The sequence below is a fragment of the Paenibacillus sp. PvR098 genome, from assembly GCF_017833255.1.
In the GTDB taxonomy this organism is placed as follows: Bacteria; Bacillota; Bacilli; order Paenibacillales; family NBRC-103111; genus Paenibacillus_G.
Map to the genome: position 1 here is coordinate 4,554,153 of NZ_JAFIBU010000001.1, position 23,903 is coordinate 4,578,055.

The window sequence follows — 23,903 nt, forward strand, 5'->3', positions numbered from 1 at the left end:
CAGACTAGAAACCAAGGGAGGGAGCATCCATGGGGGAAAAGCGTAACCTCATCATTGCCAGAGTCGGAGACCGTTCACTTCACCACGAATGGCTGCAGCCGGCGGAATTCAAAAATTTTGATTTATGCCTTAGTTACTACGGCAATAAGCCGGACCGATATGCCCATGATGGAGAGTATTACTTTGAAAGCAAGGGAACCAAGTGGCCGAAGCTGTACGAACTGATGGAAACCCTGGGGGACAGTATTTTGGAGTACGACGCCATATGGTTTCCGGATGATGACATCAGCACGAATGCTCAAGATATTGCGCGGATGTTTGAGCTGTTTCACGAGCAAGAGCTCATGCTGGCGCAGCCGGCGCTGAACCAGAATGCTTTCTTTCAAGTCACGGTCCGGCATATTGACTTTAAATTAAGATACACCAACTTTGTAGAGGTCATGGTTCCGATTTTTTCCAAGGAAGCCTTGCGTGTGTGTTGGCCGACTTTTCGTAATAATTTGACCGGGTGGGGATTGGAGCATGTATGGGCAAAGCTGCTGAACTATCCCCATAAGAAAATAGCCATTTTGGATGAAACGCCGGTGAAGCACACGAGGCCTCCGGGCCAGGGAGATTTGTACAGCAATATTCGATCGCAGTTTAACATCAATATTCAGGAAAACAATGAAACGAAGATGCTGGAGCAATATGGTATTGTAGCCCCCGAACCAAGTGAGATCAAGCATTATGACGGAATCAAGGTGTGGGACCCGATTGCGGAGCTGCATGAGAAATCAAAGCGTGAATCAGGGCATGGGAAACGCTTGAGAAGACGAAGAAAGACAAGATGGAACACGCGGGCTCAGCCAAGGAAAAGAGTAGGCTTAGGGAAAAACAGAAAAGGAACCATCATGAAGAAAAAAATATCCGGCATGCGCAGAACCGTCGGGGGTGCTGCAGGAAGAGGGGCCCGAAGAATGACTAAGAAATCGAAGGCGGCCTAGGGTAAGAATCGGAATGATCCTATGTACGATGACAACGGAGAGCGTCTGCACGGGGCCAAACTAGAAGAGTGGTGCCGATCGTAAGGCGTCTGTAAATTTTCTCGATGACCGGTTGGCGGGGCGTATACTCAAACCTCCTGCCAGCCGCAGGAAGAAATCTTGCAGCGGAAGTATGAGGTGGGATTGATGATATTTGCTCTGCTTGCGCATGAAGACGAGCATACTCTGGCCGCCCAGCTGGACAATATTCGTCATTTTAATCCTGGATCGCGGATTGTGCTCTACAACGGGGGAACCGACCCCGATTTTGCCAGGAGGTTTGAACTACCGATCTGTCCGTACAGCCGTCCCTTGAATCACGGTAATCTGACCTTTTATATGTGGGATGTGATGAGATGGCTTGAGGAGGAGCATGTCGATTATGAATATTTGATCAATTTAGACCATGATTTGCTGTTCGTGAAGCACGGGTTCCAAGCCTTCTTGAATGAAACGATGGGGAAGTACGACTGTATGGGCTGGGATATGGTAACGAGTCGCAGCAGCGAGGATTCGGAACTGACCTGTGTACAAACGATGTGGGACGAATGGCATCTATGGAAGCCCGTTTTCCAAACGGATCATTTTATTCGTTTTTTGAACCCTGCGCAGGTGTACCGCCATCAGCTTGTCCGGTGTATGCTGGCTTCTGTTGATCGAGTGAAGATGGAACGCATGTTTTCAGAAACCCGCGTCTTTGCTCTGGAAGAAATGTTTTTCGTTACGCTGGCGCTTAGTTGCGGGGGGAAGATCCGTGAATATCCTCGGGATGAGACATGGCACAAGGTTGCACGCTTTCAATGGCCGGGTATCAGTCATGAGGAGGCTTATCATGCCAGGGATCATCCTTATTACTTCTGGGTTCACCCGGTTAAAGGGATAGCGTTGTTCCAAATGCATCAATGGTTAATGTCCGGGGCAAGTTTTCCGCAAGAAGCCTTGTCCACTCCCGAGGAGCCTGCCGCTAAGCCCCAGGCAGCGTCGTCGGAAGTGCAGCGCTATGTCAGGAGAAGGAACCATAAAGCCAAGCGGAACACAAAGGTTAAACGGAAACCGGTTGTGAAGAAAAAGAAAATAAGCTTGAAAAGAACAGGGCTTCGCGGCAGCAGGAGGAGGAGTAAACCGCTTCTTTACGGAAAAATGAAATCGGCCAAGAGCATACGAGGAAGATTGAAGGGGGCCAAGGGAAGGGGTGCGAAAAAACACAAAACCAGTGGATGACCTGACTCGCTTATATTTTTTTAACAGCAATAAGACCGACAAGGGGGGCCTATGGCCGGTTGTCGGTCTTATTGCATTTCTCTTGCTGTGAACCCGGGCGATGACAATCATGAACCAGCGTTATGTTCACCCACGGTTTCTTCGGGGCTCCGACCCTTTTTCTCCGTATTTTGATTCCAATCATTTTGACGGCGATCTGCCGTTGATATCTGCTGATCGCTTCAATTTGTTCAACCAGTCTTTGCTCGGCTGCTCTCGTCTTAACCGTAACGTCTGCCACGCTTTCCAGGATTCTCGCCAGCGCGCGTTGACTTCGGGCAAGAGAATTCAAAATATGAAGCTTCGTTCGCGCTTCTTCCTCGTGCCAGTTCACTTTAAGCTTCCTCCGAATGACATAGGGTCAAGTCCCAGCAGGCCGCCGGCGTTGTCCGCATCATTCGCGCTGTTCTCCTTCTCCCCAATAAGCGCCTGAAGACCCTTGGCGAGCGCCTGTTCCATTTTGGTCATTCCGTCAATGACCTCGATTAATTGATCATGGATTTCCACGGTTTTGCGCAGCTGATCCCCATCTTGCTCAAACTGTGAGGAGGACATGTGATGGCAAAGCCATTGACTTGAACGTGATGCTTCAGCGGCCTTAGCCTCCAAAATTAACGATATGTTCAACTGGAATTGGGAAACGGAATTCAGTATCTTATGATAAGCTTCTTCTCTGCTCATACTTACTTCCTCTTTTCCATTATCAAATAAGTTATTCTTCTCCTTCGGGGATTTCGACTTCTTTCATAATCAGTATCAAATTATCTGCTATGGCATCGGATAGATCGGCAAGGCTGTTTAAGTAGGTTGCAATATTCTTAGTGACGCTTAGTGATTTTTCCATCAAATCCTCGATATCACGGAAGGTCGGGTTCTCATGCGGGATTTCATGAACGAGATGGGCCATACGCACGGCAACATGCCTCTTGGATTCAAGAATTTTGGTCATTTCCCAGTGCGAGGAGGCCATATATTCGATGATGTTTGTAACTTTTTGATGCATAGCATATCCTCCCTCATAAACGAAATTCTTACATAATATATGCTGCAAGGCTTGACATGAACCGTGGCATTCGCCTAATCTGAGCTTATTCTTTGCTTCCAAGTTCACTCCACTTCATCAGCAGCCCACCGTGCACGAAACCTCCGCCGAAGCCGTACATCAGCACGTTGTCGCCTTCTTTCAGCAAGCCCTGTTTGACCCCTTGGTCCAGGGCCAGTGGAATGGTCGCGGCTGATGTATTGCCGAAGCGCTCGATCGTATGCAGTGTTTTATCCATAGGAATCCCTGTCCTCTCACAAACGGACTCGATAATGCGCAGATTGGCGCTGTGGGGAACGAACCAGTCCACGTCGCTGGTAGACTTGCCGGCTTTCTTAAGCAGCTCGGACACCCCTTTGGGCACGGTCTGAACCGCAAATTTGTATACCTCGCGGCCGTTTTGCACAAGCTTTCCGTCGCCGCTTACGGGTACTCCGTTCAGAGAGGAGGCGAGGCCGCTTCGATATAGGTGCAAACCTCCATTGCCGTCGGAGCCGAAGTTGGAGGAGAGCAGAGTAACTTCCGCCCCTCTGGACTCCCGTTCCAGCAGCACGGCCCCGGCGGCGTCGCCGAACAAAATACACGTGGTGCGGTCCGTGTAATCAGTTATTTTGGATAAGGCGTCAGCGCCGATGACGAGCGCCTTACGATGAAGCCCCGATGCAAGCATGCTGCCGGCCGCATGCAGTCCGTATACGAACCCGGCGCAGGCGGCGCTCAGATCAAAGGCGAGTGTTTGCGGGATGTCAAAGTGCGCCTGGACCAAAGAAGCTGTCGAAGGGAAAGTGAAGTCCGGAGTGCTGGTGCTGACGATGAGAAGATCTACATCCTCAAGAGACACACCGTAGCGGTCTACGAGATTCTTTACCGCTTCAATGCACAGGTGGCTGGTATACTCTTCGGGAGCGCTGATCCGTCTTTCACGGATACCTGTACGCTGAACGATCCATTCGTCATCGGTCTCCACCATTCGCTCAAGGTCTGCATTGGTCAACAGCCGATCTGGTGTGTAGCTGCCGATGGCTTTTATTTTTGGAAAGAATGAATTCATGGGTAGATCACCTCTGTATATTGTATATGTTACGCTTAAAATGATTATAACCTGATATTAGTACTAGGTACTAAAAATAAGGATACATTGGGTTTCGCTATCTGTCAATGAACTTATGTACTCGAAGCTTAGCCGGATTTCGGTATATAATGAAGCCAGCACAACAGAAATCACAGGGAAGAGCAGATGACGCTGCCAAGGCATAGTCATGGAGCTTCCTTGCTTTCGGTTTATGGATAGAGAGGTGTGTACGATGAATTGGTCTTTGAGAAGCTACAAAATATTGACGATTTTGCTGCCCCCTCTTATCATTGGGGGGTTCGAGTACATCCGGCATGATTTTTTGCTAAACGTGATTTCTATGGAAGCAGGTAATTTCTATATGACCCTGCTAACCCTGCTGCTCTCTTATCTGTTCGGCACGTGGATGTTCGGGCGCATTCAGACCACTAATGAGAAGCTGGCGGAAGAGCAGGCGAAGCGAGCCGTATATGAAGAGCGGGAGCGGCTGGCGCAGGAGCTGCACGATAACATTGCGCAGATCTTATTTTTTATGAATGTGCAGCTAAAGAAAGGGCGGCTGGATGAAGCCCGATCTGCCGTGTCGGAGATTGATCATCATCTGCGGCAAGCGATCTTCAATTTAAGAACGGCCCCGGAAGAGGGGGCGAATTTCATCACCAGGCTGCGAACTTGGCTGGAAGAGTGGAGCGGGATGAGCGGTATTGCCGTCGATCAACGGATCAGCGTGCCTGAGGACAGTATTCCGCCGTCAGCTGAGGTTCCGCTGTTCTCTATCATCCGAGAAGCGTTTACCAATATCCGCAAGCATTCCCATGCCGATCATGCTTACATCGAGTTTGTACGGTGGGATGATGGATCGGGCTGGCGTTTGCGGATTTCCGATAACGGCAAAGGAACGGATCGTGAAGCGGATGAACAGCCGAACCGTTACGGGATCTCGATCATGCGCAAACAGGCCAAAGAGCTGGGGGCAAAGCTGGAGATCGATTCGGCTCCTGGAGAAGGGCTGAAGCTGCTCGTTACAGGCCCGTTAAGCGAGGAAAAGGGAGGAAGAAAGGCATGAATTACCGCGTACTGATTGCAGACGATCACCCGCTTGCCAGAAGAGCTGTCCGTACGCTGATCGAGGGAGAGGACGGCTTCGAGTGGATCGGTGAAGCTCAGAACGGCCTGGAAGCAATCGAGCTTTGCGGCAGGCTGCTGCCGGATCTCGTACTGATGGATATTCAAATGCCGAAGATGGGGGGCCTGGAAGCAACGAAGCGGATCAAGCAGCTCTATCCGCATATTCGTGTGGTCATGCTCACCGTGTCCGATGATGTGACGGATTTGTTCACTGCCATACGTTATGGCGCTCAAGGATATCTGCTGAAAAATATGGATCCCGACGATTGGATTGTGTATTTACATGGTTTGCTTGATGATGACAGTGAAATTTCGCGAGGCATGGCGGACCGGCTGTTCCACTCGTTCCGCTCGGCGGATGCTGCCCCCGTAAGCAATATACAGCCAAGCGCGCTGTCTCAGCGGGAGTGTGAAATATTGAGCTGTGTGGCCAGCGGCCAAAGCAACCGGCAAATCGCAGAGACGCTTATTATCACAGAGAATACGGTGAAGAATCATATTAAAAACATTTTGGCTAAGCTGTCTCTCGATAATCGGGTACAGTTGACAGCGTATGCCGTCCGTCATGGACTGACACAGATCGGACAAAAAAACGGGCGAAAATAGCCCGGTTGAGTCATTCTTTCGAGCAGCGGTTTGTTATACATTACAGATGGATATAATGATCGCTAAGAAGGAAGGGAATTATATGATGAAAAAATGGCATATTATGCTGGTGCTGAGCCTATTTTTATCGCTCATGCTCGGAGGCCTGGCTAGTGCACATGTAACCGTCTTGCCCAAAGAAACGACACAGGGGTCTTACGAAAAGTTTGCCGTCCGGGTCCCGGTTGAGAAGGATGTGGCCACAGTGAAGGTGGAAGTGAAATTTCCTCTGGAACAGGTTACGATTTCCCGTTTTGAGCCGAAGCCGGGCTGGACATATGAGATTACTAAAAACAATGACGATAAAATTACCGGGGTCATTTGGACGGCATCGGGTGAAGGCCTGGGACCTGCCGAGTTCGGCGAATTTTACATGCAGGGCAAAGTCGCGGATAACGCTACTGCCATCCAGTGGAAGGCGTATCAAACGTATAAGGACGGGAGCGTTGTTGAGTGGGTAGGTGCGGAAGGCGCGGATAAGCCGGCCTCTGTTACGAAGGTGAATGCCAAGCCGGCAGGAGCAGCTACAGACAGTCACGGTCATGCCTCGGCCCCGGCAGCCGATGCAGCCGCAGCCCATGGCAGCGATGCCGCGGCGTCGGCAGCAACCGAGACACCGGCAGCAGCATCTGGGGCACCACTATACTTGTCCATTGCTGCCGTTATTCTGGGAGCGGCATCCCTCATCGTCTCTCTGTCACGTAAAAAAGGTTGATCTGCTGCGAGTGAATTTAACCCGTCTCCATCTCTGGAGGCGGGTTTTTGTGCATCATAACGTTATGGGATATGGAAGAAGAAGTATTCTAGGCAAAAATAATCATAAAAATGCAGTATATGGGGGATGCTGGTTTTAGATTCGATCATTAATTAGTTCAGGGAGGACACCACGGAGATGCTGCAACGTATTCGCAACAAGAAAAAAACCTTGTTATTGCTCATATGCCTGATGATGAGCTTGACTGCTGCCGGGACGGCCTTTGCTTTCGGTGAAGGAGCGCAGGGTCCGGATGTTTATGCCGTTCAAGGTATGTTAAAATCGCTGGGCTATTACGCGGGCAATATTACAGGTTATTACGGACCCGATACAGCTAGCGGCGTAAGGATGTTCCAGAAGGCTCATGGACTTCGGGTCACAGGGGCGGTTGATGACCAAACCTTACAATCCATACTATGGGCATACGCGAATCTGAAAATTCCGAAGAAGCCCACGCCCGCTCCGACGCCACCCCCGGCTCCGCAGCCTAATCCCGTGCCTCAGGAGAAACCGACGGAGCTCACGGCCGAGGAGCAGCAGATGCTCGACTTGGTCAACCAAGCTCGTACCGAAGCAGGGTTGTCCCCGTTTGCAGTCGATTTGGAGCTGTCGAAAGTGGCCCGGCTGAAAAGCCAAGACATGGTAGATAAAAACTATTTCTCCCATGACTCTCCAACCTATGGCTCGCCTTTCGACATGATGAAGAAATTCGGAATTGAGTATCGCACCGCGGGAGAGAACATCGCCTGCAATCAGAACGTGACTGCAGCCCATCAAGCTCTGATGAATTCGGAGGGACACCGAGCCAATATTTTAAGCAAAGACTTCACTCATATCGGCATCGGTATAGTTGATGGAGGTCCCTGCGGTAAAATGTTCACACAGCAGTTTATTGCCAAATAACACGGGTCATCCCGTACAAAAAACTGAGGCATGATGATGCTTCAGTTTTTTGTACTCAAGACGGTCATTGCCAACAGACGGGAGCCGAAAGCTCTAATATTACGAGGAGGTTAAATTCGGTTGGAAACATTTCCTTAAAGAGGCCGATAGTGTAAAATAGGAGAACACAAACAAAATTGGTGGAAGCGGGTCGGAACCATGGCTTCGAAAGTGCTGAAGGAATTTAAAGAATTTGCGATAAAAGGAAATATGATCGAGCTTGCCATCGGTGTCATTATCGGTGCTGCTTTCAGTAAGGTAGTGACGTCGATCGTCAATGATGTGGTCATGCCTCCGATCGGACTATTGCTTGGGAGGGTCAATTTTTCAGATTTGTTCATCAGCTTGGACGGGATGTCGTATGCATCACTCAAGCAAGCGCAAGATGCAGGAGCGCCAACATTGAATTACGGACTGTTTATCAACACGCTGCTTGATTTTCTAATCGTGGCTTTCGTCATTTTTATTGCCGTAAAGCAGCTTAATCGCCTGCGCAAAAAGGAAGAAGCCAAGCCGGAACCGAAAGCGGACACCAAGGAATGTCCGGAATGCTTATCTGATATACCGTTCAAAGCGGTCCGCTGTAAATATTGTACTGCAATACTTGAAGGGACAGAGGAACCTAAAGGCGTCTAATTAAGAAATGACAATCATCGTTCTCCGAAATGGTGGGGGCAGGAGATTTTTGCATCTTAAGAAATTATTCAGAAAATCCTTCACTTGTTCTAAAGGTATTATGGTTAACCTAGGGTTGATATGAGCAGGGAGGGTTCGGTGCACATGAATCTCAGTTCCATCGTTCAAGAAAAGTTTTTATTTCTTAATAAATTCATCCAATCTCCTAAAGAGGTTGGGAGCGTGACGCCCAGCTCCCGTTTTCTGGCACATGCCATGACCAAGCCGGTTGCTTGGGACAAGATTGAGAGTGTGGCGGAGCTTGGAGCCGGGACGGGCGCGCTGACCAAATACATTGAGCAGGCCGCCTCAGGTCGAGTTAAAGTGCTTCTGTTTGAGAAAGAACCGGCGCTTCGATTTCAGTTGGCTCAAAAGTATCCCGCGTTCTCTTGTTATGCAGATGCCTGCCACATTCAAAAAGCGGTTCGCCGCGAAAAATTGGACGGTCTGGATATCGTGATCAGCGGTCTTCCGTTCTTTAACTTCCCGCAGGAAATTCGTGACCGGTTGATCAAACAAATTATTTCGTCCTTGAAGCCGGACGGAAGTTTCATAGCTTTTCAATATTCTCTGCAGATGAAGCCGCAATTAAGCCGTTATTTTGACATTGAAACCATCCGCTTTGTGCCATTCAATGTTCCGCCGGCTTTCGTATATGTGTGCCGAAAGAAAGTGAATCAGACAACATGACTTATGAGACTTTGATCGATTTGATCGGTCAGTACGGGTACGCGGCCTTGTTCTTTGCATTATGGCTTGGTATTGTGGGAATGCCTATTCCTGATGAGGTGATTGTGATGACCGGAGGTGCGGTAACGGCGGGAGGGCTGCTGCTCACCGTTCCGGCATTTATTCTGACTTATCTGGGAGTTGTATCTGGTCTTTCCTTGGGTTATGTTCTGGGTCGTTATATCGGGACACCCGTATTGGATAGACTAAAACGAAAGAAAAATATGAACAAATATATCGAATTGTCTGAACAGTGGAGCAATAAATACGGAAGTTTGGCGCTGGTCATCAGCTATTTTTTTCCTGTCATCCGGCATGTGATGCCTTACGTTGTGGGGCTGAATAAAATGTCATTCCGTAGGTATGCCCTTTTTTCTTATACTACCGGTTTGCTATGGACTCTGATTTTTTTCACGGCGGGACGTTTAACAGTGGATCACGCGGCGGAAGTCGGGACAAAAATATATACGTACGGCTTGAATATGCTTTGGGTGCCTGTTATAGCGGGCCTGTTATATTGGGTTGTCCGGTTTATCGTTCGAAAAAAGCGGGGAAGGGTCAAGCAAATGATCGATAAGCAATAACTTGTTTTCATTGATTAAATCTCTTTTTATGGACAGACTATTCAAGAGATGAAACGTATTGTCAACAAAATTTACAGAGTCGCCGCATGCATAATCGGCGGCAACAGATGATGAACCCCTTAAAAATCCATGGACAATCATGGATATTTTTTTAGTTTATATTCGAAAAAGTGCGTTAGAAGCCCATTTTTCCCATACTAACGCACCACAATATGCTATCCTTCATAAACTAAATTTGACTGTATCCCTAGACCTTGTAATGATACCAAAACCCGGGCAAGGAGGGGTGACATGAAGGGCAGCGACCATAAAAGTAAATTTTTGCTAACCAATCGTGAACGTGAAGTATTTGAACTGCTTGTACAAGATAAAACGACCAAAGATATCGCGCAGCAATTGTTTATCAGTGAAAAAACTGTGCGAAACCATATCTCGAACGTTATGCAAAAACTTAATGTGAAAGGGCGTTCGCAAGCGGTTGTCGAGCTGATCAAGCTTGGGGAGTTGCAGATCTGAGGAAATCCAATGGACCTAACAAAGCCTTCTTACTTACGTTTCCTCGATGTAGAGGGATCGTTAGAGAAGGCTTTTTGGTTTGAGAAGAGGAAGGAGGGAAGGGAAGAAATTGGACAACCCTGTCATTGTAAATTAATGTGGCTCCATATTGGGTGATACTACTATTGTCGGATGTGTTGAAATGGATACTTAGTATCACTTTATGAGCAACGCACGGTTGTTATGAAATGTGGTAATATTGGATAGAATTAATGATTAAGCTTGTGAATATCGAGGTGAGAGAAATGGGCAAAAATGGTTTGGCCAATGAACTATTATCATTGTACGAGATGTATAGATCAATTTTCGAAAATCACCCAGATGCATGTTATGCATTTGATTTACAAGGTAATTTTATGATGGCTAATCAATCATGTGAGAGGATTTTTGGTTATTCCAGAGAAGAATTGCTCACCATGACATTTGTTCCTTTCTTTAAAGAAGAAGATGTAAATACGGCTTTTCGATATTTCACATCTGCTGCCAATGGGAATCAAGAGGTTGTAGAAATGAAGGTCCGACATAAAAATGGACACTTTATGGATTTAAATATAACGCTTGTACCTATATTTATAGATCATAAGATACAAGGGGTCATAGGAATTGGAAGAGATGTGAGTGAGCAAAACCTCACTCAGAAGGAATTGATATCTTCAAAGAATCAATTGCAAAACATTTTTAACAGCTTAGATGCTTGTTTCTGGTCGCATGACGTAGTAACGAACACCAAAGCTATTATTTCACCTGCATGTGAAAAAATTTATGGCTATTCTCAACACTTTTTTATTTCCGACCCCTTATTTTGGATCAAGGTCATACATCCAGACGATAAAGATAAAGTCCAGAAGTACCGGCAACGGATATATACTGGTGAGTCGGTCAAGCAAGAATACCGAATTATACATGCCACTGGCCAAATCAAGTGGGTCTCGGATCATACGATACCGGTATTTAACGAGAGGGCGGAATTGATACGTCTGGACGGGCTGGTTTCCGACATCACTCAACGAAAAGTAGCCGAAGAACAGCTGTACTTCATGGCTTTTCACGATGTACTAACGGGATTGCCCAATCGGCGCATGTATAGAAACAAACTCGATAAAGCATTAGCGAATGCTCAAGACAAATATAAAGTCGTTGTTATGTACCTTGATCTTGATCGCTTTAAATATGTTAATGATTCCCTTGGACATATGATGGGTGATCGACTGTTACAAATTGTGGCTGATCGATTAAAAGCTTGTTTGGACGAAGAAGATACTATTTCTCGTCAAGGCGGTGATGAGTTTACCATTTTACTAAATAAAGTAGCCAGCCTTGAACACATTTATCCTATTGCAAATAAAATCCTAGATACTATAGTTCAACCCATTAGGCTTGATCATCATGAATTTATCTTAACTACAAGTGTTGGTGTCAGTGTATATCCAGATCATGGACAAGATTCTCACACCTTAATCAAGCAAGCCGATCAAGCCATGTACCTTGCAAAGGAACATGGAAAAAATAATTTTAAGCTTTATGAGCCTGATATCACAACGATTTCATCTAGAAAATGGATATTAGAGCAGAGTCTCCGTAAGGCAATGAAGAATGATGAATTATCTCTTCATTATCAACCCATCGTTGATCTCAGGAGAGGAAGCATGATTGGTCTGGAAGCGTTAGTACGCTGGCATCAATCTGAATTGGGTTATATTCCACCTACTGAGTTTATACCTATTGCAGAGGAATGCGGGTTAATCATACCTATAGGTGAATGGATTCTTAGAAGTGCGTGTATGCAAAATAAATTATGGCAGAAAAAGGGATACCACCCCATATTTGTGTCCGTAAATATATCCGCGAGACAATTTGAAAATGCGAATTTTGTTCCAATGGTGGAAAGTATATTAAGCGAAACCAGGTTGGAACCACAGTATTTAAAGCTTGAAATAACGGAAAGTACAGCGATGTCTAGTGCTGAGGATATGATTAAGAGACTCGAAAAGCTTCAAGCATTAGGAGTTCATCTATCCATTGATGATTTTGGGACAGGATATTCCTCGTTGAGTTACTTGAAGAAATTCCAGATTGGAACGTTAAAAATAGATCAGTCATTTATTAAGGATATCAATATAGATCCTAACCAGGAAGCCATCATTAATGCTATTGTGGCTATGGCTAAAAATTTACGTATCCATGTCATAGCGGAAGGCGTTGAGCTGTTGCAACAGGTTGAGTTTTTAAAAAATATTGGCTGCTATGATATGCAAGGATATTTTTTCAGTAAGCCTTTGGCGACTGAACATGTCGAAAGATTATTCGGTAAAAAGTTGTAGATCTGAGAATGACACGGACCGAACAAAGCCTCTTTTTACGCCCCCGCAAGAAAGGAAGCAGGGATTCATGGGATTATTAATGACTCTTTAGGACATCACCGTGGCGATGAATTTCTAAGGAGGGTCAGGTTTGCTGTAATTGAATGGCACCGCTGTCGTCATTCTAGTTAGCTTAAAGTGGATTCGGGGGAAGCAAGTAATTTTTGTGTAAACATGTTTAACGCCATGCTTGCTGATTCACCTTTTTCTTGGATCATGAACAAATTTCGTATGAATCGATATCCTTTAATCGGGAATTCGCAAAGCTCACCTGATCTTAATTCTTTCCTTACAACCAATCGGGATAGAATAGCAATGCCAAGGCCGGAAGCTACAGCCTCTTTAACCCCTTGGGTGCTGCTAAAAACAAAGGAACGTTTAACCTCAAGACCGGCATCACGAATAAACCGATCGCTGAATGCCCGAGTTCCTGAACCGCCTTCTCGAAAGATCCATATTTGTCCTTGCAGTGCTGATTCCAATTTAGCTGCCCTTGGATTACATAAAGGGTGGCTGGGTGAGGCAATCAGTATCATTTCGTCCTTCATGAATGATTTTATATGTAAACCAGGCTGAGTAACCTCTCCCTCGACTAACCCAAGATCCAACTCATTTGTGCGGACCGCTTGAACAATTTCTTCCGTATTTCCAATATTCACTTGAATTTCAACCTGAGGATACTGCTCTACATATTGGGCGAGTACCCGCGGCAGGATATACTCACCGATGGTGAAGCTGGCGCCTATTTTTAGTAAACCGGTCACTTCGTCACGAAGCGATTGGATTTCTTGTTTCGCTTCATGGTAGAGCGTGAGGATTTGCTTTGCCTGCCTATATAAAATCTCTCCTGCCTCCGTTAGTTTGACATGTTTAGGTGAGCGATGCAAAAGCTTGGCTCCAAATTCATTTTCCAAATTTCGAATATGTAAGCTTACACCAGGCTGTGAAAGGTTGAGAATTTCCGCAGCTCGGGAGAAATTGCTCTGCTCCGCTACGGTTACAAAGACCCGAAGTGTTTCTACGATCATTGAGATCCTCCTGTTTGACTCCATGTGTGTAGTACTTCTGCCACTAGATGGATGTTGTTATATGTTCATTGTATTTGTATTTCTTATCGTAAACAATCCCAATCATTAGTTTTACTCATGATCAAGATAGTAAATCGGTATTTCACTTCCGGATGCATCGGTAATATAGTTGAATCATAAGCACATTCAGGGTTCTAGGGAGTAGTTGGGAGTGAGTACGATGGCACAGGCATATGCCCTTCCATTAAAGAGGGGTTTTGATTTTATTCAAGGCATGGGATTAACACTGCTGTTGGCTCTGTCGGCTAAATATGTATCGGGAATTCCTTTCCTGAGCATTCTGGGGCAGCTTGTTATCGCCATTCTGCTTGGGATGATTTGGAGAGCTGTCATCGGCATTCGGGATGAGAACCTTGCAGGTATTTCATTTTCGAGTAAAACACTGCTGCGCTGCGGCATTGTTCTGCTTGGGCTGCGGTTGAATCTGTTGGATATCCTACATGCGGGACCTAAGGTGATGGTTATTGTCTTCACGGTTGTCATTTTTACACTATTTGTTGTCTATGGCATTACCAAATGCTTTAAGATACAAACGAGGCTAGGCATGCTTACTGCATGCGGGACGGCAATATGTGGTGCTGCAGCCGTTGTGGCCATTTCACCTCAAATGAAGGCTCGCAATGACGAAACAGCGATTAGCGCCGCGACCGTAGCCATTTTGGGAACGATTTTTACGTTGATGTACACGTTATTATATCCAGTGCTTGGACTTACGCCAGTTGGATATGGTGTGTTTGCGGGTGCTACGCTTCACGAAGTAGCTCACGTTATTGCGGCAGCAGCTCCAGGTGGTAAAGAAGCTGAGGATATGGCGGTTATCGTCAAGCTGTCTCGGGTTGCTATGTTGGTTCCCGTAGCTATGATCATCGGGTTTTGGGCAAACAGGTTGGAGAATACAGGACAAGACAAGTCGCAAAAGATGAATTGGAAATCGATCCCCATTCCTTGGTTTATTTTTGGCTTCATAATAATGAGCGGTGTAAATACGTTGAACTGGATTCCCTTAGCGATAACTAACCAACTGATCACCATCGCGTATTTGTTAATTGCGATGGCGATGGCGGGACTTGGACTGAACGTTGATCTGGTTACTTTCCGGCGTTTAGGAATGAAGCCTCTGGCTGCAGGATTCATCGGGTCTGTTTTGTTAGCTGGTTTAGGCTGGGTACTGGTTCATTATTTCGGGCTGGCATAACATGCAGTATGGGTGGATATCACTTTTTGGGTTGAGGTCATTCCTTATGCATATTATGGACGGAATTCCGACATATTAGTTGGTAACCAATGGTTAGGGGAAAGGAAGTTGGAGATGAAATTGTGGACGGGATGTTTTGCGGTTGTTCTGATGTTATGTTCAACTCTGCTTGCGGAGGCCCAGGAAATGGCCATTCCAACGAAAAGGGCTGCTATTGTCATTGACGACTTTGGTAGCAACATGCCCGGAACCAAGGAGATGATGAACCTGCCGTTTCCTATCACTGCTGCGGTGATGCCCTTTTTGCCAACGACAAAAAGGGATGCGGAATGGGCGCATCAGAACGGGCACGAAGTGATCGTTCATCTGCCAATGGAGCCCAAGTCAGGCAGCAAAGACAAATGGCTTGGACCGGGAGCGATAACGACCGATCTCACGGAGGATGAAATCAGGCGGCGTGTTAATGCTGCGATTGATGATGTACCCTACGCTGTAGGCATCAATAATCATATGGGCTCCAAAGTAACCGCAGATCCTCGTGTGATCTATATCATTTTGGAAGAATGCCAAAAAAGAGGAGTGTTTTTTCTCGATAGCCATACGAATTACCGGAGCATTGTGTCCAAAACAGCATCAAAGGTCGGAGTTCCTTGTATTGAAAATCATATTTTTCTTGATGATGTCAACACGAAGAACCATATTGCCAAACAAATTAAACTGCTTCAAGAGCACCTGCTGGATCATGACCAATGTGTAGTCATTGGTCATGTAGGAGCCCGCAAGAAAACGGCTGAAGTTCTGGAAGAGGTCATCCCTCACTTAACGGATGACATTGAGTTTGTGCCGGTTTCCCAGCTGATGAATAAATAATCAGCGTTTGTTATAAAACACGATAAAAAGCCGAGGCTGTTTCGGCTTTTTGTTATGTTATCGATCATTGTAATCATATTCATTTAATAATATATTCATAGCATAGTGATTTAATGGGTACGAGAAGAGGGGAAGAAATGAGCAAACGACATGTTGATTTTTTGGGTGATATAACGATCTTTGTTTCTTCCGCTTTAATCATCAAAAACGTAAATAAATCGATCTTTAACCTTCTTCGTTATACTGAAGAGGATCTAATCGGCAAACACTTGAATTTGATTCTTCCTGAATATCAGCTGACGATGATTACGTCAAGGGCGTCAGACTATATTCCTTATGTTGATACGATTCTTGTATCTCAGAATGAAAATCGTATTCCCATCTCGGTTTCCGCATCGGCAGCCCATGACGATCATGGGAACATACTCGGCATTATTTTGCTGCTGCATGATATCTTGGGTAGAAATCAAGAAAAGGTAACTCTTGTCGACATGAATAATCGCTACCGTTCGATGGCGGATAATGCGCTGGATGCTGTCATTGTGATGAATTCTGAAGGCATGATCATCGAATGGAATCCTCAAGCAGAGGTTCAATTCGGTTGGACGGAGGAGGAAGTCATCGGGCACAGCCTGGCCGAGCTTATTATCCCGCATGCCTTTCGGGAAAAGCATCAGCGGGGACTTCAGCGGTTTATAGAATCAGGGGTGCATCACATACTGAATAAAAGAATTGAGTTAACAGCACTACATCGTAACGGTCATCTATTTCCGGTGGAGTTAACCGTAACCCCCATTCGTTGGGGGGATACATATCTTTTCAGTGCATTTGTCAGGGACATTACTTCGAGAAAGCAAGCGGAGAGAGAGCTTGTGGGTGCCAAAGAGGCCGCCGAAGCAGCAGCTCGGGCGAAAAGCAAATTTCTTGCAACTATGAGTCATGAAATCAGGACGCCTCTGAATGGAATTGTCGGAATGACACAATTATTAAAAGAAACGATACTAACTGAGGAGCAGCAGGAGTATCTGGAATATATTCTTAAGAGCGAACATGCCTTGCTGGCAATCATTAATGACATTCTGGATTTTTCGAAAATCGATTCAGGGAATGTGGAGCTGGAAGAAGGGCCGTTTGATTTAATAATCTGTATTGAGGAAACGTTCGATATCTTATCCGGGATCGCAAGAGATAAACAGTTAGCTATGAGTTATACAATCGATCCTGACTTACCGAAAACGATGGTAGGAGACATTACTCGAATAAGGCAAATCCTCATCAATCTGATCGGAAATTCAATTAAATTCACACCGTCGTCAGGCAGTATTTGTTTAACAGTTGAGAGCATGAATTCGCCAAGCAGCAGCCAGTTCAAACTTCGGTTCACCGTCAAAGATTCCGGAATTGGAATCCCAAAGGAGAAGATGGAGCACTTGTTTATCCCGTTCTCACAACTTGACTCCTCCACCACTCGGAAGTATGGAGGAACCGGTTTGGGACTAGCCATTAGCAAGAGCCTGGTTGAACTCATGGGTGGGAAGATCTGGGCCGAACCCAATAACGAAGGAGCGACTATGATATTTACCATTATGCTTAAACCGGCAGCTTTGTCGATCAACGATCAGGCGGACGCGGATCCTGACTTGTCGATTGTGGCTGGCACAGTCCATATTCTGATCGCTGAAGACAACGCAGTCAACCAAAAAGTGCTTCGTTATTTATTAGCCAAAGAAGGGTTTCAATCGGATGTGGTAAATAACGGTTTCGAGGTCATGGATGCCATCAAATATAAAGCATATGATCTCATTTTTATGGACGTGCAGATGCCTGGGATGGATGGGATTGAAGCCACCAGGCAAATAAGAAAGGTATTGCCTCCTGAGGCTCAGCCTAGAATCATTGCGGTAACGGCCAATGCTTTCACAGAAGATAAAGAGAAATGCCTGGAAGCAGGGATGGATGATTATATCAGTAAACCGATCAATCGGTCGAAGCTGGTCAAAACGCTGAAAATAGCATATACATGATGCAATATTGGAGCAGCCGCTGACTGTTCCAACGGATGTAACGGTTTCTTCTCAATAACAATCATAGTGGTTGGTTTTTCTTGCTGTTCGGGGGAATAATGGATTTTACAAAGTGAATTCTATATAATAAGAGGATACGGGGTAAGGAGGGACGTCCAATGCAGATGAAGAATAAAAGAATAAGGCTGGTGTTTTTGCTGCTGATTCTGCTTGCGCTTGCGTTGGCCTCCGTCAGTCCTTTTATTAATGTTGAACCCGTATCCAGAGGTTCGTCTGCTTCCACAGGTTATTCCACGTTTTCCTTAGGAGCGATGGTTTATCAGCAGATAGCAACGACATATCTGACCGCTGCTTTTTCTTTTGCAAGCTATTGGGATCTGCTGCTAATTGTTTTGCTTTTACGAATACTGGTCCATCGGTTTGATTGCGCAGTTCCCAAGCAAATGAAAAAGGTTCGGCTGCGGCCAATTAAATTTACTTCGCATTTCGTGGCGGTATGAGCTTTGTTGGTGTGTATAAGCTATGACTACAAATAAGATTTAATTTCAGGAGGTAACTTTCATTATGCCAAATATTAGAGAAATCGATTTGCCCGGTATCGGTCGCAAATTTCAACTTATTACCCGTGGTGGCGACAAGCTTGTCATCATTATACACGATGATGGAAGAAGAGAGCTTTATCATTTTGAACATGAGGATCCGGACGATAGCATCTCCATGGTGACTCTTGACGACGATGAAGCACGTATTATTGGAAGCATCATAGGCGGGATGAATTATAAGCCCAAAGCACTTGAAACGATTGAAGTGGAACTGGACGATTTGACCATTGAATGGTACAAGGTCGAGCAGGGTTATAAATGTATCGGCTTATCCATCGGGCAGTTGGAAATTAGAAGGAAAACAGGCACCAGCATTATCGCTGTCGTTGAGAAGGATCATAGTAAGAACATTACTCCCGGTCCGGAATATGTGTTTAAAGCCGATTCAACGCTTATTATTGCCGGAGAACGAAAACATCTAAAGCTCCTTAAACAGATTCTAGTTAACGGGAGTGAGTAAGTATGGATCATATCGTTCTTGAAGTAGGTCTTGCTATCGCGCTTATCGCCGCCGCGGGCTTGTTGTCTGCTAAATTGCGATTTTCCGTTATTCCGTTTTATATCTTGGTTGGTATGGCGGTAGGTCCTCATGCTCCCCAACTCGGATTTTTCGATTTCCGTTTCATTGAGAGTGCGCCGCTGATCGAATTCATGGGCCGTCTCGGAATTCTCTTCCTCCTTTTTTATCTGGGACTTGAATTCTCGGTGGGGCGTTTGATCAAATCGGGCAAATCCATCGCAGTTGGCGGAACGATATATATCGCAATTAACTTTACATTGGGCCTTCTACTTGGCTGGATGCTGGACTTTCCTTTTAAGGAGATATTGGTCATTGCAGGGATAACTACGATTTCTTCGAGTGCCATCGTCGCGAAGGTGCTGGTAGATTTAAAAAGAACTGCAAACCCCGAAACGGAGATGATCCTTGGCATTATCATGTTCGAGGATGTCTTTTTAGCCGTTTACATTTCTATCCTCTCCGGACTTGTCTTAAGCGGCGCTGCCTCGCTTGGCGGTGTTTTGCTTTCCGCTTTAATGGCGTTGGGATTCATGCTCATTTTTATTATCCTGGGCCGAAAGGCTGTACCATTCTTAAATCGTGCATTAAACATCCGATCTAATGAAACCTTTGCGCTGGTGGTCTTTGGTGCTTTGTTCTTAATTGCGGGCATCGGTGAAACTATTCACGTTGCTGAGGCGATCGGTGCGCTGCTCACCGGGCTCGTACTGGCAGAGACAGAGCATATGAAGCGGATCGAGCATCTCATCCTTCCATTCCGGGATTTCTTCGGAGCCGTGTTTTTCTTCAGTTTCGGATTGTCGATTGATCCATTTACTTTAGGCGGAGCCGTGTGGTACTCTTTGGCCGCAGTCGTCATTACACTGATCGGGAATTTCGCATCAGGCATGCTCGCTGGGAAATACGCCGGCTTGTCGCCCAAGGCGTCGGCGAACATCGGACTTACGATTGTTTCACGAGGTGAGTTTTCTATTATTATGGCGAACATCGGCAAAGCCGGCGGATTGCTGGCGATCCTGCAGCCGTTTGCTGCGCTTTATGTGTTGATTCTAGCGATCCTAGGACCGCTGCTGACTAAAGAATCTACGTGGGTCTACAATACGTTGAATCGCGTCATTCCTCTAGGAAAAACAAAGAAAGAGCAAAAGGTCCCCGTTCGGCAGACCGATGAATCGTGAATGGACTAAAAATTCAGTCTAAGCAAGATAGGGGCAAGCCGCTTCGGTCGGTGCTGCTCCGATATAGCTCATTCGGAGCGGGCATCGGCCTCGTATCCGTCGGGTTAGAGTTGTTTCTGAGACCTAACTGGATCGTGCCCGGAGGGGTGCAGGGGATCTCGATCATGCTGGCGTATATTACAGAGATGCAGATGGGTTTGTTTCTGTTCCTGCTTCACCTTCCATTTGTGCTTCTCACGGGGGTAAGGCGAAAGGGCTTCTCAGCATGGATGGCTTGGATAGGTCTGCTGCTGCTCGCTGCCGTTACGATGATATTACATCCCGTAAAGCCGCTTACCGAGCATCCGCTTGCCGCATCGATTTTCGGAGGACTGCTGCTTGGTATCGGGACTGGTCTCATGATCAGAAACGGCGAACATGCGGACGGGGTAAGGGAAACAGCTTTTCTGTTAAGGAAAAAAACGAGCCTTTCTATGTCAGAACTGGTTATGCTGATACATATTGGTATACTGGCTCTGGCGGGCCTTCTCTTCGGTTGGGAGCAGGCTTTGTATTCCATTATCGCATATTTCCTAGCTTGCCGGTCGCTGCAGTTTATGCTGCAGAACCGCTTTGAATTGGTCATGGTTTGGATTAAGACCCGTCAAGCTCCCACTGTGAAAGAGAAGGTTACCGAAGCTTATGGTGCGCAAGCGGTATGGGTTTCGTCACTGACTCATTCTATAGGAACCCCTAATGAACTGTTTCTCATCATACCGCGCGAGCTAATGAAACAGGTACATCGGTTTCTGATCAGTGTCGACCCGATAGCATCGGTTGTATGCACTCCGATTCATCCGTCGGAGGCAGCCGAATATACTGTGACGTAAACCATGTTTTAAGGCTGTCCAATAAGTCATCTTGGATGACTTATTGGACAGCCCTTTTTTGTTTTGTTCATGAGAATAAAAAAGAAGAGAAATTGTGACTGAATCCGCCCCTTCAATCGCTTTAAAATGCTTCATCATGCATTAATTGACAAGGATTCAAAAAGAATATACGATTAAATTTATATGCCTAATCTTTATCTTCATAGCTCTTGACTACGTCCGATAAAAAGCCACCGACGAGGGTTTTAGCTGGATTCCGCACTTTGTCAAATCGGATTTTCCTGAAAAATCTGCGTAATCTGCCGTAAACCTGAATGTTTTGGGTGTTTTCGGTGTATAATGGAATTATATCAACCTATTATAGTAAAATATACTCATATGCCTAACTGCAAGGTATCCAAGGAGGAATATGGATATGGATAACATTACATCTCTGTCGGAGCTGCTGGCAGAGCAGAAGGCGTCGTCTTATATAGAAATTCCAGGGGTAGCTTCTAGAACCTTCGGACAAACGACGCTCACAACAACATTGCCAATGAGCAAACTGTTTGCCATCTATGAAGTGGATTTGGAGGTTCAGCGCTCCATTGTACCGCAAAACCTGTCCAAAATGATGGACTATATCATGCTGTATCTTGATCACGGACAAGGGATTTATTTTCCGGGCATTATCTTGTCGGCCCGCGGAACCGGAGAATACGATACGGATTCCCGTGTGTATAGACTGCAGGCCATTGAGAAGCTGTATGTGGTGGACGGACAACATCGTTTGGCGGCATTCCGCCGTTTAATGGAAACGCTGCAAAGCGCTATGGCAAGAGCCAAAGACCGCAGAGAATACGATCGTATGGAGGAAATTTCAGCGAAGCTGAGCAAGCTTTACACGTTCCCGATGTCTACGATGATTTATCTCGATATCAATGCGCGCCAAGAGAGACAGCTTTTTTCAGACATTAACAAGCTTCCGCGCAAGATCGGCGGTAATTTAGCGGTTCTGAGAGAACAGCGCAGATACTATCATGTGCTAGCTTCGCGCTTGGCGCTTGAGACGCCGGTCATGAAACAAATTCCGGTCGACATGTTTACCGAGCGGGGCAAAGGGCCGGAATATATATTCTCTTACCACTTGCTCATTGAGATTATGATCGGTCTGTTTGAAGGTCGTTTGAAATCGGCTGCCCGGAACAACGGGTATTATTTCGACGACGATGAAGTGGAACAGCATATGAAGCTGGCCGTCAATTATTTTGAAAGCTTGCTTAAATATTTGCCGGCGCCGGAAAAAGGCGAATTGTGCTGGTCGGAAAACCTGCAAATCGCGATGTCTATGTTCTTCCATGACGAAGTGACCAAAACCGGAACATTTAACAAATATGCCCTTGACTATGCGGTTAAAATTTTGCCGCACATCGATTGGGATGCTATTTACAGCGGAGATGAGAAAGACCGGCTGCCAAGACGCTCCCGGATTATGAAGGCTTATCAGTTTATCAAAGATTTTTATCAGGAGCATCATATGTTCCTGATTCGTGAAGACTCGCTTTCGGAGCAAGTTTTCCAAACGGAAAACACTAAGGAGGACGTTGGCTAATGGATGGCTTAAACCTACAAATGACGATCCATCCGTTTTGCGATCGTTTCGGACTTGCGACGGTAGCTATACAAGTGCAGGATCTGTTAAACTATACGACCATTGATCCGATGGTCCAGCGGAAGCTGAGTGCCGGTCAGCGCCGTAAAATCGCAAACTATTTGCAAGAACGCGACCTGGATCGGGTGTTTTTTGGGCCGGTTACACTTAGTCTGCGGGATGTCAGCAGCTTAGCGAAGGCAGAGACCGGTCTGTTTCTTCGCCCGGGTTCAAAGCTTAGCATTCTTGACGGTCAGCACCGTATTCTTGCACTGGGTTATGTAGGCGAGCAAATGCTGAAAGAAGCCCGCAGATTGGATAAGAAGGTCGCTGCTATGAAAATCAAGCACCGCAAATCGCCGGACAATGCGGAGATTGCCTCTGAGTTGGAACAGCTCGAAGGGCAAGTAGAGCAGTTGGAGCGCCGTCGTTTGGAGCTCATGGAGAGCGAGCTGGCGGTTCAAATCTACATCGGCCTGAGCGAAGAGGAAGAGAAGCAACTGTTCGGAGACATTAACTCTAAGGTACAGCTGGTGAGCAAGGAGCTCGGTCATTCGTTCGACTCCATCGATCCACTCAACGTCGTTATTCAGCAGGTGGTAGATCACAATGTGTTCTTGAAAGGCGCAGGTGTAGAGCGCAGGGCTAACCTGACCGCATACAACAAAAACTTCACATCGTTCAGCTGGTTGTACTCTACGGCTACGATGCTGTTTACGGGGAAGATGCAGCCGTCCTATGAGCTGGCTCGCAAAATCAAACAGGATCCTTCCACGTACATCGAGATTTTGCATCAGTTTTACACGACGCTCATTCCGTTGATGCCGGAGCAACCGGGGCTTCCGCAGTATAACTCGTCGTCCCGTGCGATGCAGGAGAGCATTGCACTTTATGCGAACCGTCATTTATTTGCCGACGGCAAATATGTGAAGAACTGGACCTCGTGTTTGAGCATCTTTGAAGGCTTCGATTGGACGCAAGAGAATGAGCAGCTGATCGAACGTTTTGGTCAGCTTGATAACGGCAAGTTGAACCTCATTCATGAGAAATCGCTTCGCAAGCATGGCAAGCTCGTTGAATTGTTTCAAGAGCTGCATGGTGGTCCGATCAATGAGGATGAAGCATCGGCATGATGCTATATGCAAAAAGCTCCACA

25 protein-coding genes are annotated in these 23,903 nt (G+C 46.2%); 20 read left to right on the forward strand and 5 right to left on the reverse strand.

Annotated features, from left to right (window positions below; translation table 11 throughout):
- The first annotated feature begins 29 nt into the window (after positions 1-29).
- Positions 30-986, forward strand: coding sequence for a DUF707 domain-containing protein (locus JOE45_RS22545; RefSeq protein WP_210022256.1), 957 nt, complete (start codon positions 30-32; stop codon positions 984-986).
- Between the two features lie 159 nt (positions 987-1,145).
- Complete coding sequence (locus JOE45_RS22550) at positions 1,146-2,246, forward strand: hypothetical protein (protein ID WP_210022255.1); 1,101 nt, start codon at positions 1,146-1,148, stop codon at positions 2,244-2,246.
- A 49-nt stretch (positions 2,247-2,295) separates the two neighbouring features.
- On the opposite strand, the gene JOE45_RS22555 is transcribed toward JOE45_RS22550, so the two are convergent.
- From JOE45_RS22555 to JOE45_RS22570, 4 genes are all read right to left on the reverse strand, one after another.
- Positions 2,296-2,619, reverse strand: coding sequence for a hypothetical protein (locus JOE45_RS22555; RefSeq protein ID WP_210022254.1), 324 nt, complete (start codon positions 2,617-2,619; stop codon positions 2,296-2,298).
- The gene (locus tag JOE45_RS22560) at positions 2,616-2,966 is read right to left on the reverse strand and encodes an alpha-helical endospore appendage domain-containing protein (RefSeq protein ID WP_210022253.1); all 351 of its coding nucleotides are present in this window, start codon (positions 2,964-2,966) and stop codon (positions 2,616-2,618) included. The genes JOE45_RS22555 and JOE45_RS22560 overlap by 4 nt, the downstream gene beginning before the upstream one ends.
- A gap of 31 nt (positions 2,967-2,997) precedes the next feature.
- The gene (locus tag JOE45_RS22565) at positions 2,998-3,288 is read right to left on the reverse strand and encodes a nucleoside-diphosphate sugar epimerase (RefSeq protein ID WP_210022252.1); all 291 of its coding nucleotides are present in this window, start codon (positions 3,286-3,288) and stop codon (positions 2,998-3,000) included.
- An 85-nt stretch (positions 3,289-3,373) separates the two neighbouring features.
- The gene (locus JOE45_RS22570) at positions 3,374-4,378 is read right to left on the reverse strand and encodes a ketoacyl-ACP synthase III (RefSeq protein WP_210022251.1); all 1,005 of its coding nucleotides are present in this window, start codon (positions 4,376-4,378) and stop codon (positions 3,374-3,376) included.
- 253 nt (positions 4,379-4,631) lie between these two features.
- Here JOE45_RS22570 and JOE45_RS22575 point away from each other — a divergent pair, with 253 nt between their 5' ends.
- The 9 genes from JOE45_RS22575 to JOE45_RS22615 all read left to right on the forward strand — a co-directional run bounded on the left by JOE45_RS22575 (position 4,632) and on the right by JOE45_RS22615 (position 12,732).
- Positions 4,632-5,465 (forward strand): sensor histidine kinase, encoded by an 834-nt coding sequence (locus JOE45_RS22575; protein WP_210022250.1) that lies wholly within the window; start codon positions 4,632-4,634, stop codon positions 5,463-5,465.
- Complete coding sequence (locus JOE45_RS22580) at positions 5,462-6,133, forward strand: response regulator (RefSeq protein WP_210022249.1); 672 nt, start codon at positions 5,462-5,464, stop codon at positions 6,131-6,133. Before JOE45_RS22575 ends, JOE45_RS22580 begins: the two co-directional genes overlap by 4 nt.
- An 85-nt stretch (positions 6,134-6,218) precedes the next feature.
- Positions 6,219-6,887 carry a YcnI family copper-binding membrane protein gene (locus JOE45_RS22585; RefSeq protein WP_210023507.1) on the forward strand — a complete coding sequence of 223 codons (669 nt, stop codon included), beginning with the start codon at positions 6,219-6,221 and terminating at the stop codon, positions 6,885-6,887.
- 177 nt (positions 6,888-7,064) lie between these two features.
- On the forward strand, positions 7,065-7,829 hold the full coding sequence (locus tag JOE45_RS22590) for a peptidoglycan-binding protein (RefSeq protein ID WP_210022248.1): 765 nt from the start codon (positions 7,065-7,067) through the stop codon (positions 7,827-7,829).
- Positions 7,830-8,039: 210 nt separating this feature from the next.
- On the forward strand, positions 8,040-8,504 hold the full coding sequence (gene mscL / locus JOE45_RS22595; RefSeq protein ID WP_210023506.1) for a large conductance mechanosensitive channel protein MscL: 465 nt from the start codon (positions 8,040-8,042) through the stop codon (positions 8,502-8,504).
- A gap of 144 nt (positions 8,505-8,648) precedes the next feature.
- Complete coding sequence (locus JOE45_RS22600; protein ID WP_210022247.1) at positions 8,649-9,233, forward strand: class I SAM-dependent methyltransferase; 585 nt, start codon at positions 8,649-8,651, stop codon at positions 9,231-9,233.
- Positions 9,230-9,856, forward strand: coding sequence for a DedA family protein (locus JOE45_RS22605; protein ID WP_210022246.1), 627 nt, complete (start codon positions 9,230-9,232; stop codon positions 9,854-9,856). Before JOE45_RS22600 ends, JOE45_RS22605 begins: the two co-directional genes overlap by 4 nt.
- Before the next feature lie 291 nt (positions 9,857-10,147).
- A complete protein-coding gene (locus JOE45_RS22610; protein WP_010493958.1) occupies positions 10,148-10,372 on the forward strand; it encodes a helix-turn-helix domain-containing protein in 225 nt (74 codons plus the stop codon).
- Positions 10,373-10,623: 251 nt separating this feature from the next.
- Positions 10,624-12,732: a sensor domain-containing protein gene (locus JOE45_RS22615; protein ID WP_210022245.1), complete on the forward strand. Its 2,109-nt coding sequence runs from the start codon at positions 10,624-10,626 to the stop codon at positions 12,730-12,732.
- 167 nt (positions 12,733-12,899) lie between these two features.
- Here the strand turns inward: JOE45_RS22615 and JOE45_RS22620 are convergent, their stop codons facing one another.
- Positions 12,900-13,799 (reverse strand): LysR family transcriptional regulator, encoded by a 900-nt coding sequence (locus JOE45_RS22620; RefSeq protein ID WP_210022244.1) that lies wholly within the window; start codon positions 13,797-13,799, stop codon positions 12,900-12,902.
- Between the two features lie 220 nt (positions 13,800-14,019).
- Here JOE45_RS22620 and JOE45_RS22625 point away from each other — a divergent pair, with 220 nt between their 5' ends.
- The 9 genes from JOE45_RS22625 (at position 14,020) to JOE45_RS22665 (ending at position 23,880) form a co-directional block, all read left to right on the forward strand.
- On the forward strand, positions 14,020-15,054 hold the full coding sequence (locus tag JOE45_RS22625) for a YeiH family protein (protein WP_210022243.1): 1,035 nt from the start codon (positions 14,020-14,022) through the stop codon (positions 15,052-15,054).
- Between the two features lie 114 nt (positions 15,055-15,168).
- A complete protein-coding gene (locus tag JOE45_RS22630) occupies positions 15,169-15,924 on the forward strand; it encodes a divergent polysaccharide deacetylase family protein (protein WP_210022242.1) in 756 nt (251 codons plus the stop codon).
- Between the two features lie 137 nt (positions 15,925-16,061).
- Positions 16,062-17,948: a PAS domain S-box protein gene (locus tag JOE45_RS22635; protein ID WP_210022241.1), complete on the forward strand. Its 1,887-nt coding sequence runs from the start codon at positions 16,062-16,064 to the stop codon at positions 17,946-17,948.
- A 158-nt stretch (positions 17,949-18,106) separates the two neighbouring features.
- Positions 18,107-18,448 carry a hypothetical protein gene (locus tag JOE45_RS22640; RefSeq protein WP_210022240.1) on the forward strand — a complete coding sequence of 114 codons (342 nt, stop codon included), beginning with the start codon at positions 18,107-18,109 and terminating at the stop codon, positions 18,446-18,448.
- Positions 18,449-18,512: 64 nt separating this feature from the next.
- A complete protein-coding gene (locus tag JOE45_RS22645; RefSeq protein ID WP_210022239.1) occupies positions 18,513-19,010 on the forward strand; it encodes a cation:proton antiporter regulatory subunit in 498 nt (165 codons plus the stop codon).
- A 2-nt stretch (positions 19,011-19,012) separates the two neighbouring features.
- A complete protein-coding gene (locus JOE45_RS22650) occupies positions 19,013-20,248 on the forward strand; it encodes a cation:proton antiporter (protein WP_210022238.1) in 1,236 nt (411 codons plus the stop codon).
- A complete protein-coding gene (locus tag JOE45_RS22655; RefSeq protein ID WP_210022237.1) occupies positions 20,245-21,117 on the forward strand; it encodes a YitT family protein in 873 nt (290 codons plus the stop codon). The genes JOE45_RS22650 and JOE45_RS22655 overlap by 4 nt, the downstream gene beginning before the upstream one ends.
- A gap of 415 nt (positions 21,118-21,532) precedes the next feature.
- Positions 21,533-22,708: a DNA sulfur modification protein DndB gene (locus JOE45_RS22660; protein WP_210022236.1), complete on the forward strand. Its 1,176-nt coding sequence runs from the start codon at positions 21,533-21,535 to the stop codon at positions 22,706-22,708.
- Complete coding sequence (locus tag JOE45_RS22665; RefSeq protein ID WP_210022235.1) at positions 22,708-23,880, forward strand: DNA sulfur modification protein DndB; 1,173 nt, start codon at positions 22,708-22,710, stop codon at positions 23,878-23,880. The genes JOE45_RS22660 and JOE45_RS22665 overlap by 1 nt, the downstream gene beginning before the upstream one ends.
- Positions 23,881-23,903: the final 23 nt, after the last annotated feature.